This is a genomic window from Thermococcus sp. (genome assembly GCF_026988555.1).
Lineage (GTDB): Archaea > Methanobacteriota_B > Thermococci > Thermococcales > Thermococcaceae > Thermococcus.
The window spans coordinates 1-15947 of record NZ_JALSLB010000037.1 but is presented as its reverse complement, the minus strand read 5'-3'; the positions used below and the strand labels follow the sequence as shown (position 1 = coordinate 15947).

16 protein-coding genes are annotated in these 15947 nt (G+C 49.5%); 9 read left to right on the top strand and 7 right to left on the bottom strand.

All coding sequences use genetic code 11. The features are described from left to right. Positions 1-242: 242 nt before the first annotated feature. The 7 genes from MVK60_RS05480 to MVK60_RS05450 form a co-directional block, all read right to left on the bottom strand. Positions 243-707, bottom strand: coding sequence for a phosphoribosyltransferase (locus MVK60_RS05480; protein ID WP_297437276.1), 465 nt, complete (start codon positions 705-707; stop codon positions 243-245). 131 nt (positions 708-838) lie between these two features. Next, positions 839-3565, bottom strand: a complete 2727-nt coding sequence (locus tag MVK60_RS05475; RefSeq protein ID WP_297437274.1) for an adenosylcobalamin-dependent ribonucleoside-diphosphate reductase — start codon at positions 3563-3565, stop codon at positions 839-841. 190 nt (positions 3566-3755) lie between these two features. Further along, positions 3756-4190, bottom strand: coding sequence for a ferritin family protein (locus tag MVK60_RS05470; protein ID WP_297437272.1), 435 nt, complete (start codon positions 4188-4190; stop codon positions 3756-3758). Continuing rightward, a complete protein-coding gene (locus MVK60_RS05465) occupies positions 4187-4996 on the bottom strand; it encodes an HAD-IIA family hydrolase (RefSeq protein WP_297437270.1) in 810 nt (269 codons plus the stop codon). Before MVK60_RS05465 ends, MVK60_RS05470 begins: the two co-directional genes overlap by 4 nt. Continuing rightward, a complete protein-coding gene (locus MVK60_RS05460) occupies positions 4993-5994 on the bottom strand; it encodes a DUF1616 domain-containing protein (protein WP_297437268.1) in 1002 nt (333 codons plus the stop codon). The genes MVK60_RS05465 and MVK60_RS05460 overlap by 4 nt, the downstream gene beginning before the upstream one ends. Next, the gene (locus tag MVK60_RS05455; RefSeq protein WP_297437266.1) at positions 5987-6232 is read right to left on the bottom strand and encodes a hypothetical protein; all 246 of its coding nucleotides are present in this window, start codon (positions 6230-6232) and stop codon (positions 5987-5989) included. The genes MVK60_RS05460 and MVK60_RS05455 overlap by 8 nt, the downstream gene beginning before the upstream one ends. Then, positions 6223-6969, bottom strand: coding sequence for a hypothetical protein (locus tag MVK60_RS05450; RefSeq protein WP_297437264.1), 747 nt, complete (start codon positions 6967-6969; stop codon positions 6223-6225). The genes MVK60_RS05455 and MVK60_RS05450 overlap by 10 nt, the downstream gene beginning before the upstream one ends. Positions 6970-7035: 66 nt before the next feature. On the opposite strand from MVK60_RS05450, the gene MVK60_RS05445 reads away from it, so the two are divergent. The 9 genes from MVK60_RS05445 to MVK60_RS05405 all read left to right on the top strand — a co-directional run. Continuing rightward, entirely contained in the window at positions 7036-8796 is a 1761-nt protein-coding gene (locus MVK60_RS05445; RefSeq protein ID WP_297437262.1) for a DUF4129 domain-containing protein, read from the top strand. After that, positions 8793-9818, top strand: a complete 1026-nt coding sequence (locus tag MVK60_RS05440) for a DUF4350 domain-containing protein (protein ID WP_297437260.1) — start codon at positions 8793-8795, stop codon at positions 9816-9818. The genes MVK60_RS05445 and MVK60_RS05440 overlap by 4 nt, the downstream gene beginning before the upstream one ends. Beyond that, positions 9808-10737, top strand: a complete 930-nt coding sequence (locus tag MVK60_RS05435) for a MoxR family ATPase (RefSeq protein ID WP_297437258.1) — start codon at positions 9808-9810, stop codon at positions 10735-10737. The genes MVK60_RS05440 and MVK60_RS05435 overlap by 11 nt, the downstream gene beginning before the upstream one ends. Positions 10738-10740: 3 nt before the next feature. After that, positions 10741-12042, top strand: a complete 1302-nt coding sequence (locus tag MVK60_RS05430; protein WP_297437256.1) for a DUF58 domain-containing protein — start codon at positions 10741-10743, stop codon at positions 12040-12042. After that, positions 12039-12584, top strand: coding sequence for a hypothetical protein (locus tag MVK60_RS05425; RefSeq protein WP_297437254.1), 546 nt, complete (start codon positions 12039-12041; stop codon positions 12582-12584). Before MVK60_RS05430 ends, MVK60_RS05425 begins: the two co-directional genes overlap by 4 nt. A gap of 31 nt (positions 12585-12615) precedes the next feature. Further along, positions 12616-13491, top strand: a complete 876-nt coding sequence (locus tag MVK60_RS05420) for a glycosyltransferase family 2 protein (protein WP_297437252.1) — start codon at positions 12616-12618, stop codon at positions 13489-13491. A 3-nt stretch (positions 13492-13494) separates the two neighbouring features. Beyond that, on the top strand, positions 13495-14493 hold the full coding sequence (locus MVK60_RS05415; RefSeq protein WP_297437250.1) for a glycosyltransferase family 2 protein: 999 nt from the start codon (positions 13495-13497) through the stop codon (positions 14491-14493). After that, on the top strand, positions 14490-15620 hold the full coding sequence (locus MVK60_RS05410) for a glycosyltransferase (RefSeq protein WP_297437248.1): 1131 nt from the start codon (positions 14490-14492) through the stop codon (positions 15618-15620). The genes MVK60_RS05415 and MVK60_RS05410 overlap by 4 nt, the downstream gene beginning before the upstream one ends. Positions 15621-15640: 20 nt before the next feature. After that, positions 15641-15947 (top strand): sulfatase-like hydrolase/transferase (locus tag MVK60_RS05405; protein WP_297437278.1); only part of this gene is annotated, 307 nt, incomplete at its 3' end.

Sequence of the window (15947 nt, the reverse complement as noted above, 5' to 3'; positions counted from 1 at the left end):
AGCAGTCCCAGCAGGACTGCCAACAGGGGCTTCCACCGCAAGTGGTCCACCTCCATGGGTTGTCTGCACTCAATACTGTGCAACTTTCCCTTATAAATTTTCCGTTTACTCTAAGTAAGATTTCTTCCTTTTTTTCAGGTATAAATTTATTCTAACTTATGTTTTCCTCTTAGAACGAGCCAAAAGAAGCCAGAGTAAAAGAGTTGCATGGTGATGCAAAGAAAGTTTGAAGGCAGAAAACCTCACTCCCTCACGACAACCGGGAACTCTTCCCAGGGGAAGACCACCCATTTGTCCGTACGGAAGACGTAGAAGTCGGGAACGACCTTTGTCCAGGGTTTCATGCTGAGGCAGGCGACCTTGACCTCCTTCGCCCCGGCTCTCTTCACCTCGTCTATGACGACCTCAAGGGTCTTCCCGGTGTCGCTTACGTCGTCCACCACAACGACCTTCTTGTTCTTGAACTCCCCGTGGAGGGGTATTGTTATCACGGGCTTCTCCATCCTCTCATCTACTCCTTTGTAGAACTTGACGTCGATGACCTTGATCTCAAGGTCGCCGAGTATATGGCTCAGCCTCACTGCGGGGATTAAACCGCCCCTCGCGACTCCCACGATTACGTCGGGTGTGAAATGTTTTCTCAGTTCGTCGGCGAGGGCGAAGATGGCCCTGTCGATCTGCCACCAGGTGAGATAGACCTTGTCCATAACAACACCTCCGAATAGCGTGAGTTTTGGCCCTTACAACTTAAGGCTTTCGGGTGATGGATAGAAGTTAAAATCTTTGGCTTAAAAAGGCTATGTTGACAGAAAAATGTTGAAGATGAAGATGTGTGGTTTTAGCTTATCACACACTTGCTCCATCCGCAGGCGGGGCAGGTGGCGCAGCCGCTCTCCATCTTGAGTTCGACGAGCTTTCCGTCCTTCTCGTAGCAGACCGGGCAGTAGACGACGCCGAGGAGTTCCTGTATCCTCTCCTTTGGAATGGTTTCCGGCTCTCCGTGGTGGGGGTCTTCCGTCTTGGCCGGTGCTGGCTTTACTGGGGTGTTCAGTGAGAAGGTTATGGCCTCTCTCTTCTCCTTGCCGTTGGTTCCGTCTATTATGGCCTTGACGTTGATGAAGTGGGTCAGCCACGGCCCGGCTTCGACAACGGCCTTTAGCTTTTCAACTGCGTACTTGCTCGGCTTGGCCGGAACGCGCTTCTTCTTCTCGCCTTCAACAATGTAAACCTGGCTCAGCAGAGAGCCGTCGCGGTAAACGGTTATTCCCTTACAGCCGAGCTTGTAGGCGAGGAGATAAGCAGCTTTAACGTCCTCCACCGTTGCGTCGTTCGGCATGTTGATGGTCTTGCTTGCAGAATCGGTGAGCCAGAGCTGTATGTTGGCCTGTGCCAATATGTGGTCAAGCCAGTGGACGTCCATCGAGGTGACGAAAACCCTCTGAATGTCCTCCGGAATTTCTTCAAGCCCCTGAACCGAGCCGTAGTTGTCGCTTATCTTCTTCAGTATCTCGTCGCTGTACAGTCCCCTCTTCTTGAGCTCGGCCTCGAAGACGGGGTCAACATAGTAGAACTCCCCAACTGTGACGCTCTTCTTGTAGACGAGCGCGAATATCGGCTCGATTCCACTCGAGGTGTCGGCTATCATGGAAACCGAGCCGGTCGGCGGACAGGTGGTCACCATGCCGTTTCTAACGCCGTACTTCTTGATTTCCTCGACAAGCTCGTCCCAGGGGAGGTTCCATATCTCCCTATGGTAGAAGCCTTCGACCGGCAGTTCGCCGTCCTTGTATCTGCTCTTCTCGTAGAGGGGGAACGGACCGCGCTCTTTGGCCGTCTCGACGCTCTGCCTGTAGGCATAGAAGGTGAGGTATTCGGTAGCTTTCCTCATGAAGTCGTAGCCCTCTTTGCTGTTGTAGGCTATGTCCAGCTTGAAGAGGGCATCGGCCAGACCCATCATTCCGACGCCTATTCTCCTGGTGAGCTTGGTGTTGTGGTCTATCTCGGGGAGCGGGAACCTGTTCACGTCTATGGCGTTGTCCAGGTATTTGGCGACCTTCTGGATTACATGGGCGTACTCGTCCCAGTCGAAGTACGGCTCGCCGTTCTCATCGTACCTCACGAACTTTGCGAGATTTATTGAGGCCAGATTGCATGATTCGTAGTCGTAAAGAGGTTCCTCCCCGCATGGGTTAGTAGCACGAATTGGTTCATTTTTGGCACTTTGTAACACGTTCCTTCTGTTGATGACGTCGAAGAACACAACACCGGGGTCTGCCTTCGCCCAGGCCATGTAGGCGAGCTCCTCGAAGAGGCTCTTGGGATCTATCTCCTTGACCTTCTCGCCGGTTCTTGGGTTGGTGAGTGGGTAGCGCTTGCCCTCTTTCAGGGCCTCCCAGAAGTCGTCCCAGAGTCCGACGCTGATGTTGAAGTTGCTGAGTACGTTGGTTCCGATGTTCTTTTCCTTTGCGTGTACGAACTTCTCCACGTCTGGGTGCCAGACCTCTAGGATGCCCATGTTGGCCCCTCTTCTCACGCCGCCCTGCTTGATGACGTCGCTGACCGCATCGATGAGGTGCATGAAGCTGACGGGTCCACTCGCTGCCCCGGCCGTAGAGCCGACAAAATCGCCCTCGGGGCGGAGCTTTGAGAAATTGATTCCAGTGCCTCCTCCGCTCTTCTGTATCATGGCCACGTCGTGGGCTGCCTTCATGATGCTTTCCATGTCGTCCTCTATCGGCACTACGAAGCAGGCTGAGAGCATGCCGAGGGGTCTTCCGGAGTTTATTAGGGCTGGGGTGTTTGGCATGAAGACTTGGCCGGTCATGAGCCTGAAATACTCCTCTATCTCATCCTCGTAGCTGTCGAAGGCCCCGTTTTCCAGCATCTCGATTATCTCGTTGATTGAGACCTTCATCTGGCCCTTCTCTGCCAGCTCACGGTAGAGGCTGAGGAGCCTTTCGAGATGGTACCTGTTGAGTTTGAACCTTCCTATGGAGAGCCTGCCGTCGTACTCGCCGGGGGAGTTTAGATAGTGCTCTATCCTGCTTAGATCCTGCTCGTGGTTTCCTTCCCTATCAAAGACCCTCTCATCGTAGAGAACGTCCGGTATGACTGCGAGGGTTGCTACGCGTTCGAAGAGCTCCCTGGGGCTCTCCGTTATCTCCCCTTTCTCGTTTTTCATGAGGTAGCGCGAGGCCAGAACGCGGAGGGCGTTGAGGGAGAAGCGTTTGTCGATTTCATCGAGTTTTTCTTTGTTGAGGATCTTTTTCTTCTCGTTTCTTATCTCCGCTTTCTTTTTGCGGTATAGTATGTAGGCTTTGGCCACGTCGAAGAGACCGACGCGCATGAGTTCGAGTTCGACCACGTCTTGGATGTTTTCTATGTGTGGGGTTTGGCCGTCGTAGAGTTCGTTGACCCTCCTGACAACGCGCCTGACCACCCTGTTCAGGAGCTTCTCGTCGCGTACGCCGACTTCCAGCATTGCCCTTTGTATTGCCCATTTTATACGCTCTTTATCAAAAGGGACAATTCTTCCGTCCCGTTTCATCACTTTTTCAATTGCCATATAAACACCCCTGTCATACAGTTGTTTATCGTTGCCCCTCTTGGTAGAAGCATCAGCAGAGACCTATGCCTTTCACTGGTAAATATATCTTGCCCCCAATTCCTTCGCCGGGATGACAACTTTGCACTTTGATTTTTGCCCATAGGGTAAGGGATAGAAAAGGGGGGATGTCGGATAATTTATCCAAATGTCAAAGGACTTCGTAGAGCAGTTTGAGCCTGTACGCGTGTTTGAGCTCTTCTCCTGCCATCATCTTAAATATCTGTCCCAGGGAACCTTCTAGAAGTTCTGAGAGTCTTGAATACATCTCGTATGCGTGTTTCTCCCTGATGATAGCGCCCATTATCAGTTCTTTTAGTGTCTCCGGTTTCAGCCTTTCGTCGGCGAGCATCGGTTCTATGGACAGCTCATCGATGTAGTCAATTACCTTCGTGTTCTCAAGGCTCTCTCCCGCCATCATGTCTTCGATGGTCTTTCTGTGCCTGAGCTCCTCCTCGGCCAGTAGCTGGAACGTCTCCACGAACTCTGGCCTTTCGTAGGTTGCGAAGGTCTCTCCAAGTTTGTACAGGTTGTAGAGCTCGTTCTCCTGCCATATGAGTTTTTTTAGCAGTTCCTTCAGCTTCATCTGCTCTCCTCCAGTATTGTCTTCAGGTGTTCTAAGAGCTCCCTAACGCTCGGCACCACTAAGTCCGGCTTTATCCCCGTTTCCTTTACGTCTTTCAGGCTGCTTACCCCTGTCAGAACCATTATTGCCTTCATGCCGAAGCGCTTTGCGAAGGCTATGTCCGTGTCGAGCCTGTCTCCGATCATCCAGAGCTCTTCGGCGCCGGTGAGCTTTGTCCTGGCCACCTCGTAGGCCGGTTCGTTGGGTTTTCCTATTATTAGGGGCTCGACGTCGGTTGAGGCTTTCAGCGTGGCTATTATTGAACCTGCGCCGGGGTAGAGGCCCTCTTCGGCAGGGTAGGTGGTGTCGGGGTTGGTGCCTATGAAGGTAGCACCGTTTCTTATAGCCAGAGTGGCGTACTTGAGCTTTTCGTAGGTTAATTTCGGATCGAGGCCAACGACAACGTGTTCGACTTTTCTCCATGCGCCTTTCCTTGCTTCGTTGATGTTCACGGTTCCCCATCGGAGGTGTTTCATCTCCTCATGGAGGCCCTTTCCGCCTATGATCAAGATCTTTCCGGGTTTGAGGTGTTTTTTCATGTAGAGTCGTGTTGCGAGGCCGGAGGTGATGATGAGGTCTTCCGGGACGTTTATTCCCATGGATAGGAGCTTTTCCCTGTACATCATCGGGGTCTTTGTGGAGTTGTTGGTTAGGAATATGAAGGGGATTCTTCTCTCCTTCAGGAACTCTATGAGTTCCCTCGCCCCATCAACCGGTTCGTTTCCCCGGTAGATGACACCGTCCATGTCAATTATCATTCCGATCATGGTTTCACCACCACGTTGAGTTTGAGGCTCTGTATCGTCCCGTTTATTGCCTTCAGGATCAGGTTTTTCGCTGGGGTTTCGGCGTAGTTGCCGTCTGGTGGGGAGGTGGGAAGTTTTGGTTGTTTGTTCTTAAAGAGTAGGAACCAGATCTGCCATTTTCCTGGTTTTCCTACGTTGAAGGTGTAGTTCTTTTGGAACTGTGGCGTCCAGTTGCCTTCTATCCTTACCGGGACGCTCGGTAAGGTAAGGTTGAACCAGCCAGGTAGGGGATACATTTCGTGGATTATCGTGGTGTTGGTCGTGTTGTTCCAGGTGAGGTTGACGAGCCATACTTGGACTTGGTAGGTAACGTTGTGGTGTTCGTGGTTTACTATTCCGATGATGACCGTTCCGTTCTCGCCGACGGTCAGGCTGGTGGGATATCCGGCCGCCTTTCCGCCAGGTCCTAGGATGTAGAACTCCGTGAAGGCCTCTCCGGGTTTTGGGTGGGTTATTACGTATGCGAGGGTTCCTATGGAGGTGATGATGGCGATTATCAGGATTACCGTCAGGGCCTTGTCGAGCTTGCCTGAGTTTTCCCATTCAATTTCTTCCTTGAGTCGTTTGAGGGTTGTCCATGGGATCCAGGGGTTGATGGCGTTCTTCCTCCTGTAACCTGCGAGGACCCCAAAGAAAAGGTTGAAGACCGTCAGGCTGACCAGAATCGGGATGAGTCTTATTCCCCATGGGGTGTAGTTGAGGCCGAGACCTATAAGCGGGACTATGGCTATGCTGAGACCGAAGCTCAAAGCCAGCCTCTCCAGGTTGTCGAGCTCTTTTGTTTCAGGGAATAGGGTGGTTATAAAAACGTAGCCTGGGATGAATAGTATGAATGATAGGCCGAGGGCTTTTCTTAGAACGCTCTCTGGATACAGCCATATTAAGAGGTTAAGGATTACTGAGAGGCCGATGATCGTCAGTAAATCCCAGTACTTCCACGCTCCTCTTGGCTCATCCACCGCTAAGCACCCCGTAGATTTTCTTCATGACTATTACGACGAAGATTACAATAAGAAGTTCGACCAGTGGTTTTAGGTCTTCTTTCTGCTCTTTACTGAGGAAGAGGCTTCCTACCTCAAGGGTTATGAGGAGTCCTATTAAGGTGAGCGTCAGGAAGACGTCAACGCTTTTAACCGCTAACGCCGAGACAAGAACCCATGCTGAGATGAAGAGGATGAAGTAATCCTCTACATCCACTCCTCAACGCCCCCGAGCTTTTTGATCCTCATCTCAATGCCGTATTCTTTCTCATATACGCTTTCTATAAGCAGTAGTTCGTTGGTTCCTTTAGCCAGCGCTAGGAGCACGGATGCGCAGATTGGGCAGGGGGTTTTCTCGCAGTCTTCTACGTTGCACTCAATGGATGGGTCCACGATCACTCTGAATGTGTCATCTTCCTCCTCGATGTATACCTTCTCTGCCAGTCCAAGTGTCTTTAGGACCGAGCTGGCAACGCTTTCAACGGCCTCGCTGCCGATACCGTTGAGGGGGCCTTCAAGATGCTCTTCGAACTTTTCAACGAGGGGAGTCCCCACCGGCCCTAGGAAGAGGCCCATCGCTTTTTCTCTTGGGACATCCGTGAGGAACACCTTATTCTCGTCTAGTCTTGCTAAATCGAGGTCGAAATCTTCATGGAGGGGGACGAAGAGGCCTCCTTTTGGTAGGTTGTCGTAGGGAGGTATGAATATTGCGTTTCCATCGAGGGCGAGGTTTCTCACCATTCTTTCAAGGATGCTTTCGTAAGAGCCTCCCACGAGCTCAACGGATTCCTTTTTGATGTACTCTTTTCCCTTAAACGTTAGGAGGATGGCTCCGAGGAACATCCCAGCTATGCCGAGGTTGATATGTTCCACTGCTCCTCTTATGAACCCGTGGAGGGCTAAGAGCCCGCCACCGGCTATGAGGCTTATCCCGCTTGCTACTTCTAACTTCATCTTCTCCCCAGTTTTTGCGACACCACTAACCTTAAAAGATTTGTCTAAAGACTTTCACCGGTTGAAATGAGGGGAACGCTCGTGATCCTGTTCATGGTTGTTCTCGTAGTTGCCGCTCCCGTGAGCGCTTTGGGTAGCGATTATTCTGCATCAAAGCCGGATCAGTATGGGGTTTATTTGTACTTCAGCGGTATGCTCAACAACCTCACCCGTGTTTTCGGTTCCATTTCTGGGGGGGAAAACGATAGCCTTCAGCTGGCGTTGGGATTCTATAACCTGACAAACACGACCTATGGGATGGTGCTCCGCTATTCTCCGTATGGTATTGATCCAAGTTCCGTTGAGCTGTCCCGTCTTTTCCTAAAGCTTGGTAGGGGGACCTTTGAAGTTGCCCTCGGGTACTTGGGTTTTAGGGGCAACTTCTCTAGGGGAAATTATTTGGGTGCCAGGGCCGCGCTGGCAATGATGAAAACCGGTATGGATGACTGTGGAGATGCTTTGAGTGAGTTAGGGCTTGTAGAGCTGAAGGGCGAAAATGGGGGGACTCTAAGATTCGATGTCAGGCCCCTGCTGGATCAGCTCGATTCTCTTGAGGCTCTCTTCGAGAGTTATAGGGCTAATCTCGAGGAGGTGGTATCTCCGAAGAACTTTACCCTTTTTGCTTCAAAACTAACCCCGTATGCTACGGAGAACGTCACGTTCTTTGGATTTGCTCCAGGTCTGAGCAGCGTCAGGTTGGTGGTAGATAACTACTCTTATCGGGTTAATGTCTCGAACTCGAGCTTCACCTTCGTCTTCTCCTTCCGGAGGCCTGGCCTTTACAGGGTTTATGCAACTGCTCTCAACGGGAGTGAGCTTGTATCTTCCAACGTGCTGATGTTGAACGTGAGCCGGGTTCCGAGCAGGATACTGGTCGTGGAGGGGTTTGAGAAGGGGGTTGTGGTTAGAGGTTACCTTCTCGATTATCGGGGAAGCGGAATCTCTGGGAGGGAGGTCTGCCTGTCTTTCAACGGGACTCGGATTACAAAAACCTCTGAAAACGGCAGTTTTGTGTTTCATCTGGGGGATTTGGGGAGAAATCTGAACTTGAGCGTCTACTTTAGAGGGGATGATGTTTATTTGCCCAGTAATCACACTCTGACCCTGACCCCAATCGCTAACAGGCCGACGATAAAGCTCTTCGCGAGCGAGAGGGTGGAGGCGAATTCTGAATTCAAGGTTGGGATTGAGGTTGACTCTCTCAGGCCTATCCCGGTCAAAATCTATGTTGATGGAAAGCCGAACAGAACCGTTTATGGAAGTGGCAACCTGACGGCGGTGTTCAGGCTCCCTCCAGGGGAGCACGAGATATACGCCCGTTTTTCTGGGGGTTATGGTATGTTGCCGTCGGGTTCCAACGTTATAACTGTTAAGGCTGGGGGGATAGATTATCTCAGGAGTTTTATGCTTTTTTTGACAGCTTTAATCCTGTCTGGAGTCTTCTACAGGCTCCTTTCCTGGCGCGGGGAAGGAAAACCTGAAAGTGGCTCAAGTTTGGAGATGGGGTCCGCTCCAGAAATTGAGGGGGACCGTTTTGACCTTAGGACCGCTTACCGTTTTGTGTTCCATGTCCTCAGGAAACTTTACGGTCTTCCGAGGTCGGTGACGCCGAGGGAGCTTTTGTCTGCCCTGCACTCGAGGTCGTTTTTTGGCGATCTCAGGTTCCTCACAGAGCTTCATGAGAGGGCCGTTTACGGGGGGTTCAAGGTGAGTGCGGGAGAAGTTTTGGAAGCGATCAAACGGGCCTCGAGGATAGTGGTGAGCGCGATAGTGGGTGAGGAGCTATGAATCGGGTCTTTTACGGAATCCTCCTCGTGGTTGGAATTGGCCTCATCCTGATGCCCCTGTCAGTTCCGGTCTTCAAGAGCAACGCCCCGTACAGCGTCTTGAACACCAACTGGAACGGTACCTCGGACTTCGGTAGGCTCCTTTATCACGCGGGGAAAGTTAACCCGGTTCTCGGACCCTACGATTCCGCTGGTATTGAAAATATGAAGGGAACGCTCGTGGTTATTGGGCCGGATCTTGGATTCTCAGGAGGGGAGATAAACGCCCTCCGTGGGTTCCTCCGGAACGGGGGTGTCCTCCTCCTTGCCGATGATTTTGGGACCGGTAATGAGCTTTTGAAGGGCCTTGGATTGGGGGTAAGACTGTCTAGGAAGCCCCTTCTTAGTTTGACTTATTCCAAGAACGCTGATTTCCCTATAACTCGTCAGATAAGCCCGGAATTCTCCGCTGGTGTTGACTACGTGATTCTGGATAGGCCTGCCGTGATCCTTGGCGTCAACTCCAGCGACCGGGTTATTCTCAGTAGCAGTAGTGCGTCGTTCTTTGAGGGCATATACGGCTCCTTTCCTCTTGCCGTTGAGATACCCTATGGGAAGGGGGAGGTGGTTCTTCTCTCGGATCCGGACTTATTTACAAACGCCCTCTTCACTGAAAATAAGCCCTTTCTCCGGGACCTCATTGGGAGTTTTCCGAAGACGTTCTACATAGATGAGGCTCATCACGCGAACTTCAACCCCTACTCCGTGGGAACCATAACAATAAGACGTGCTGTGAACAGAAAGCTCGCATTTTATTACGTTCTCTTTGTAGCTGTGTTGGCGTTTTTCGTCGAGAGCGGTTTAGCTTCGAGGCTCCTTGGGAGCTTCTTTTCCCTACTCCTTAAGCTGTTTCCTGAGGAGGGGGAGGATCTTGATGAGATTGTGAAGAGGCTTGAGGAGAGGGGCCTCGACGGGGATAAGTTAAAAAGATTGATCAAGGAAATCGAAACCGGTTCAAGGCTGGGTGGTGTTCATGGAAGGTAAAGACTTCATGGAGAGACTGAAATCCGAGGTAAGTAAGGCGGTGGTTGGTAAGGAGGAGGTTTTGGAGCTCCTCACGATAGCGCTCCTCTCCGAGGGGCACGTCTTGATAGAGGGCATTCCAGGGGTTGCGAAGACGACTATAGCGAAGGCGTTCTCAAGGGCGATAGGTTTGAGCTTCTCGAGGATTCAGCTCACGCCGGACCTGTTGCCGGCGGATATAATCGGCACCGTCTACTACGATCAGAAGAGCGGGGAGTGGAGAACCAAGAAGGGGCCCGTGTTTGCCAACGTTGTTCTTGCGGATGAGCTCAACAGGGCTCAACCAAAGACTCAGTCTGCTCTACTGGAAGCGATGCAGGAGGGGCAGGTGACGATTGAGGGTGTAAGTTACGAGCTCCCAAAGCCCTTCATGGTCGTGGCCACTATGAACCCTCTAGAGCACGAGGGTGTTTACGTCCTTCCGGAGGCCCAGCTTGACAGATTCCTCCTGAAGGTAGAGGTGGGCTTTCCGAGCAGGGATGAGGAGATATCCCTCCTGAGGAGGAAGAGCCTCGGCGACTTCTCAGATGTCAACCCTGTGGTTACCCATGAGGAGCTGGTGAACTTTATAGTGGATTCCCGGGGAGTCGAGGTCAGTGATGAGGTGATAGGATACATTTACTCACTCATTTCATCGACTAGAACCGACGAGAGGTTGCTCTTTGGCGCCTCACCCAGGGCAGGGGAGCACCTCCTGTTTGCCTCCAAGGCATCCGCCTTCATAGATGGTAGAGATTATGTGATTCCTGATGACGTCAAGAGGGTATTCATCCCGGTTCTGGGGCACAGGCTCATCTTGAGGGCCGAGTACGAGCTTGAGGGCGTCAAGCCACGGGATGTCCTTGAAGAGATACTGAAAGAGACAGAGGTTCCGGTGTGAGCGATGAGCAGGGAGGAAGCCCTTTTCCTTCTGTCTCTTCTCCTTCTCCTTGAAGGATACCTTGGGGGGAGCGTTACTCCTGCTATTTTGAGTTTTCTGACGATCCTCTATCTGGGTAGCCTTCGCTCAGGGGTTTCCCTCTTGGTTTCAGCCAGTAGGGAAGTTGGGGTAAGGGAGGTGGAGGAGGGGAAGTCGATCCCCCTAAAGCTGCGGGTAAAAAATCTGGGGAGTTCTGTGAGGATTAAGGTCATTGAAGAGTCAGAGGGCTTCAACGCTCCGAGACTCCACCCCTTTGGGTTGGAATGCGGTGAGGAACGTGAACTGTCTTACGGCATTTTCCCGAGAGGTAGGGGTAGGTTCATTCTGAAGCCTACCCGACTTTATCTCACCGACCCGCGAGGTTTGTACTTTGACGAGACCTCTGCCGGGGAGTCAGTTGAATTGAAGGTCTATCCAAACGTTGAATCGATAAAAGAGGCATCCACTCTCGACTACAACCTCAGGCTTGCATCCAGGCGTGCGGGCGGTTTAATCGGTGCTGAGAGCCTTGAATTCAGGGAGCTAAGGGAGTATCAGCACGGGGACGACTTCAAGAGGATAGACTGGAAGGCAACCTCCCGTCTGGGGGAGCTCATAATCAGAGACTTCCTGAGGGAAGAGGATAGTGATGTTTACATCGTCCTCGACAGCACTAGGGAGATGAGGAAGGGTATTAAACGGGCCAAGATAGATTACGCATCCACTCTGGCGCTTCAGCTCGCGTCTTCCCTGGTTAAAAAGTATCGCGTGGGCTTGATGGTATACGACGACGAGACGACCGACCTGCTTCCCCCCCGGAGGGGCGAGACTCAGCTTGAGATAATGCGGAGACGGCTCTCCATCCAGAAGGAGCAGGGCAGGATGAGCCTGAGGTTTGACTTTGAAACGAGAACAAGCGAAAAGGCGAGATCCTTCCTAGGAAAGGTTCTTCCGCTGAAGAAAGGTAGGAGGGGAACCTTTGGGCTTTTGGAGGGGTTATCACTTATACGCTCTTCCTCTTACCTGATCATCATCACAGACCTGAACAATCCCAAGATTCTCTACGGGGCTATTGCGAGGGCCAAAAAGACCCACCGGATTATGGTACTCTCCCCCAACCCGATCCTTTTCTACCCAGGAAGGCTCAACGACAGAACCCTTGAGCGCCTTTATAAAGCATACCTCGAGAGGGAGGATATCATAAGGCGCTTCAACCTTCTCGTCCCGACCCTCGACCTTGGACCAAGCGATTACCTCAGGGAGATACTCAGGGGGGGTAACCTGTGATAGGGGTCATATCGCTTATAATAGCCGCTTTGATGTTGAAGGCTTATACACTACTCCTTGCCCCCCTTGTCTACCTGGTATCACTCAAGAGCCGTGACTTGGGGGTAGTCGCGTACATACTATTCGCCCTTTACACCGCGGGGAAGCTCGATGTCTTGGATCTCTACTCCTACTCCTCCATCCTCACCCTCCTAACGTACTCCCTTCCGATGTTGCTCCTCCTCGACGACTGCCTAACGAGAAAGACCCTGACCAAAACGGAACTGGTGCCTTTACCCTTTCTACTCCTGGGTCCGGCACTTCCGGAGGCGTTCCTGGCCGGCCTGTTCATGTACTTCGCCGTTTCACTCAGACCTGGACGGGGGATGCTGGCCGCCCTGCTCGTTATGGTAATCGGCTTGTGGTTTGGTAGGGGCTACCTTGACGTGCTCGGTGGAACATCATCCCAGGTTCTCGTCATCGCTGCGTTCGTTCTCTTTTTAAGCGTCCTAACACTTTCTCAGGGAAATCTTAAAAAAGTGGACATGTTTAAGAGTGAATAATCTGATCTTACAAGGTCAGTTGGTGGAACCTATGGGACGAACCTTGATAATAATTCCAGCGTACAACGAGGAACCGGCTATAGGCTCAGTCGTTGCCTTAGCCAAGAAGTACGGGGACGTTTTAGTCGTTGACGACGGCTCGGCCGATAGAACCTCCGAGGTAGCCAAGAGGACCGGGGCAGTTGTGATACGGCATCCAACCAACAGGGGGAAAGGAGCAGCTTTAAAAACGGGCTTCGAGTACGCTTTGAGCCGTGAGTATGAGATCGTTGTTACGCTTGACGCCGATGGCCAGCACAACCCCGACGAGATACCCCTCCTCATGGAGCCCATAATCAGGGGCGAGGCGGATCTCGTGATAGGGTCGAGATATCTTAACGGGAGCAAAAAGGAAATCCCCGTCTACAGGCGGCTGGGGCTGTGGGTGCTGAACAAAAGCACCAAAGTGGCCTCGAACGTTGATGTCGATTCGCAGAGCGGCTTCAGGGCACTGAACAGAAAGGCCCTTGAGAGGCTGGACTTAAACAGTAATGGCTACTCAATAGAGACGGACATGATAGTGAAGGCGAGCGAGAGGGGGATTAAACTCATGGAGGTGCCGATAAGCGTCCGCTACGATGTCCCAAACAGGCACAAGAAGAACCCTCTTACTCATGGTCTTGGCGTGCTGGCGAGCATTATCGGGCTTATAGGGTACAGGAGGCCTCTGCTGCTGTTCGGGGTCTTGAGTTTGATATCATTCATCACCGCGGGCATCCTCGGGTATCTGGCGCTGGAGCCCTATTATCAGGGTGGTAATGTTTATCTGACCCAGGCCATAGGCGCCGGCATCTTCGTGATCATCGGGATTCAGCTGTTCATCGCCGGGCTGACGCTGAACGTCTTAGCGAGGATGGTGAGGGAGTGAGAGATGAGGCTTTCAAATAAGGCAAGTGTAATCATAGTTACCTACAATCACAAAAGATACATCAAAGATTGCTTAACTTCAGTTTTAGCCAACAATCCTTTTGAGGTTATTGTTGTTGATAACGGTTCTACTGATGGGACTGTAGAAGTTGTTGAAAAGGAATTTCCACAGGTTAAGCTGATTAAAAGTCCGAGAAATCTGGGATATGGAGGAGGAAACAATCTGGGAGTTAAGCATGCTAAAGGAGAATATGTTGTTATTTTGAATCCGGATACAAGGGTGGAGAAAAACTGGCTTGAAGAGCTTTTAAAGCCCCTGGAAAAAGAAGAAAAATTGATTACTACTCCAAAGATTTTGACGTATGATGGCTCTAAAATAAACACCTGCGGGAACATTGAGCATTTTACGGGACTGACATTTACAAGAGGTTTAAATGAGGATCCTGAAAAGTTTGATAGGCTTGAATACTTGAGCGGTTTATCTGGAGCTTGCTTTGCTATGAGGAGGGAGGATTATTTGGAGTTGGGAGGATTTGATGAGAGTTTTTTTAGCTACATGGAAGATGCGGAATTTTCTTGGAGGACTCATGCCAGGGGATTTAAGATTTTGTATGTGTCTACATCGGTAGTTTATCACGATTATGAGCTTAAAGTTCCCCCAAGGAAGATTTATCATTTGGAGAAGGGAAGGTACATACTTCTGAGGAAATATTTGAGCTGGAAAGAGTTCCTGTTACTGTTTCCTTCGTTACTAACGACAGAAATATTGACCTGGGGGTACTCTATTTTGAATGGTGCTGAAGGTGTTAAATTTAAAATTAAAGCATTAAAAGATGGGCTTGTGATGAAAGTTGAAAAAATAGACTGCGATGGAAAAAAACTGTTAAAAAGCTTGGACTGGGAGATTCCTGAGGAGCAATTGAGTTATAATATTTTTGATAGAGTTATAAAGAAGATTGCCAATGCTATGTATTGGATAAATTATAAGGTGATAGTGAGATGAAGATTGCACAGGTTTCGGCAACGTTTCCCCCGTATATGGCAGGGACAGGAAATGTATGCTACCATTATTCTGTAGAGCTTGCTAAGTTAGGTCATGAAGTTACGGTTTTTACAAGTAGATATCCAGATGAAGATTACTCATATCCGGACATAGTAACTGTTAAGAGATTCAAACCTTTGTTCAGAATTGGAAATGCTCCATTTATCCCTCAACTATTGAGAGAAATAAAAGATTTTGATATAGTTCACTTGCATTATCCCTTCTTTTTCGGGGGAGAAATCATGTATTTTCTTAAAAAATTAAGAAACCAAAAATATGTCATAACCTATCACAATGACGTAATACTACAGGGGATGTTAAATTTCCCTTTAAAGTTTTACAAAACCATGATAATGAAACAAATATTGAAAAATGCTGAAAAAATAGTTGTGACGTCTTTAGACTATGCCAGAAATTCTGAGTTATGGGAGATCTCAAGGATTAAAGAGAAAATCGTAGAAATCCCAAACGGGGTAGATATAGATAGGTTTAACCCAAAAATAAATGGGGAAGAGATAAAAGTGAGATATGCTATCGAAGATAAAGACATCGTTTTGTTTGTAGGAGCTCTTGATAAGGCCCATTATTTTAAGGGAGTGGAATATCTCCTGCAAAGCTTTGCAAGTATTAAAAATAGAAATTTATTTCTCGTTATAGTTGGTGATGGAGACTTAAAAGGATACTATATGAAATTGGCAGAGAGATTAGGGTTAAAAAATCGAACATTATTTACTGGAAGAGTTTCAAGTGAGGATTTACCAAAATATTATGCCTCCGCAGATGTGGTTGTTTTGCCCTCTATTACTATGGGTGAAGCTTTTGGGTTGGTTTTGATAGAAGGAATGGCTACTGGGAAGCCTGTAATAGCAACTAATTTGCCCGGGGTTAGAACAGTAGTTGATAATGGAATTAATGGCTATATAGTGGAACCTAAAAATACTAAGGATTTATCAGAGAGAATAAGTTATCTATTAGAAAACGAAAAGACGAGAAAAAAATTTGGAAAAAGAGGCAGGAAAAAGGTCGAAAAAATGTATTCATGGGAAAAAATAGGGAAAAAATTGGAGGAAGTTTATAAAAATCTCTAAAAATAAATAAAGGGGTGAGAATGTTGGAAACGAGATATGAAAATGCAATATTGATAACGGTGGATTCTCTCAGGTGGGATACAATCTTTACCCAAGAGGGTCAGATACGTGAGGATCTAACCTTTTTTAGGTCTATTTTAAAGAATAGCATCATCTTTAGAAATGCTTTCTCAAATGGTGCTGGTACTCCAGCATGTTTCCCTTCTATAATGACATCCACATATCCCCTTATGTATGGTGGGTATAGAGGAATTTCCAATAAAAAACGGAAACCCATCGCAGAAGTGCTAAAAAAAGAAGGCTTTTTCACATTAGGAATCTCTAACA

Excerpts from the sequence above, each read along its gene's own strand:
- MVK60_RS05480 (WP_297437276.1), bottom strand. The coding sequence starts at position 707 with ATGGACAAGGTCTATCTCACCTGGTGGCAGATCGACAGGGCCATCTTC.
- MVK60_RS05475 (WP_297437274.1), bottom strand. The coding sequence starts at position 3,565 with ATGGCAATTGAAAAAGTGATGAAACGGGACGGAAGAATTGTCCCTTTT.
- MVK60_RS05470 (WP_297437272.1), bottom strand. The coding sequence starts at position 4,190 with ATGAAGCTGAAGGAACTGCTAAAAAAACTCATATGGCAGGAGAACGAG.
- MVK60_RS05465 (WP_297437270.1), bottom strand. The coding sequence starts at position 4,996 with ATGATCGGAATGATAATTGACATGGACGGTGTCATCTACCGGGGAAAC.
- MVK60_RS05450 (WP_297437264.1), bottom strand. The coding sequence starts at position 6,969 with ATGAAGTTAGAAGTAGCAAGCGGGATAAGCCTCATAGCCGGTGGCGGG.
- MVK60_RS05445 (WP_297437262.1), top strand. The coding sequence starts at position 7,036 with ATGAGGGGAACGCTCGTGATCCTGTTCATGGTTGTTCTCGTAGTTGCC.
- MVK60_RS05440 (WP_297437260.1), top strand. The coding sequence starts at position 8,793 with ATGAATCGGGTCTTTTACGGAATCCTCCTCGTGGTTGGAATTGGCCTC.
- MVK60_RS05435 (WP_297437258.1), top strand. The coding sequence starts at position 9,808 with ATGGAAGGTAAAGACTTCATGGAGAGACTGAAATCCGAGGTAAGTAAG.
- MVK60_RS05430 (WP_297437256.1), top strand. The coding sequence starts at position 10,741 with ATGAGCAGGGAGGAAGCCCTTTTCCTTCTGTCTCTTCTCCTTCTCCTT.
- MVK60_RS05420 (WP_297437252.1), top strand. The coding sequence starts at position 12,616 with ATGGGACGAACCTTGATAATAATTCCAGCGTACAACGAGGAACCGGCT.
- MVK60_RS05415 (WP_297437250.1), top strand. The coding sequence starts at position 13,495 with ATGAGGCTTTCAAATAAGGCAAGTGTAATCATAGTTACCTACAATCAC.
- MVK60_RS05410 (WP_297437248.1), top strand. The coding sequence starts at position 14,490 with ATGAAGATTGCACAGGTTTCGGCAACGTTTCCCCCGTATATGGCAGGG.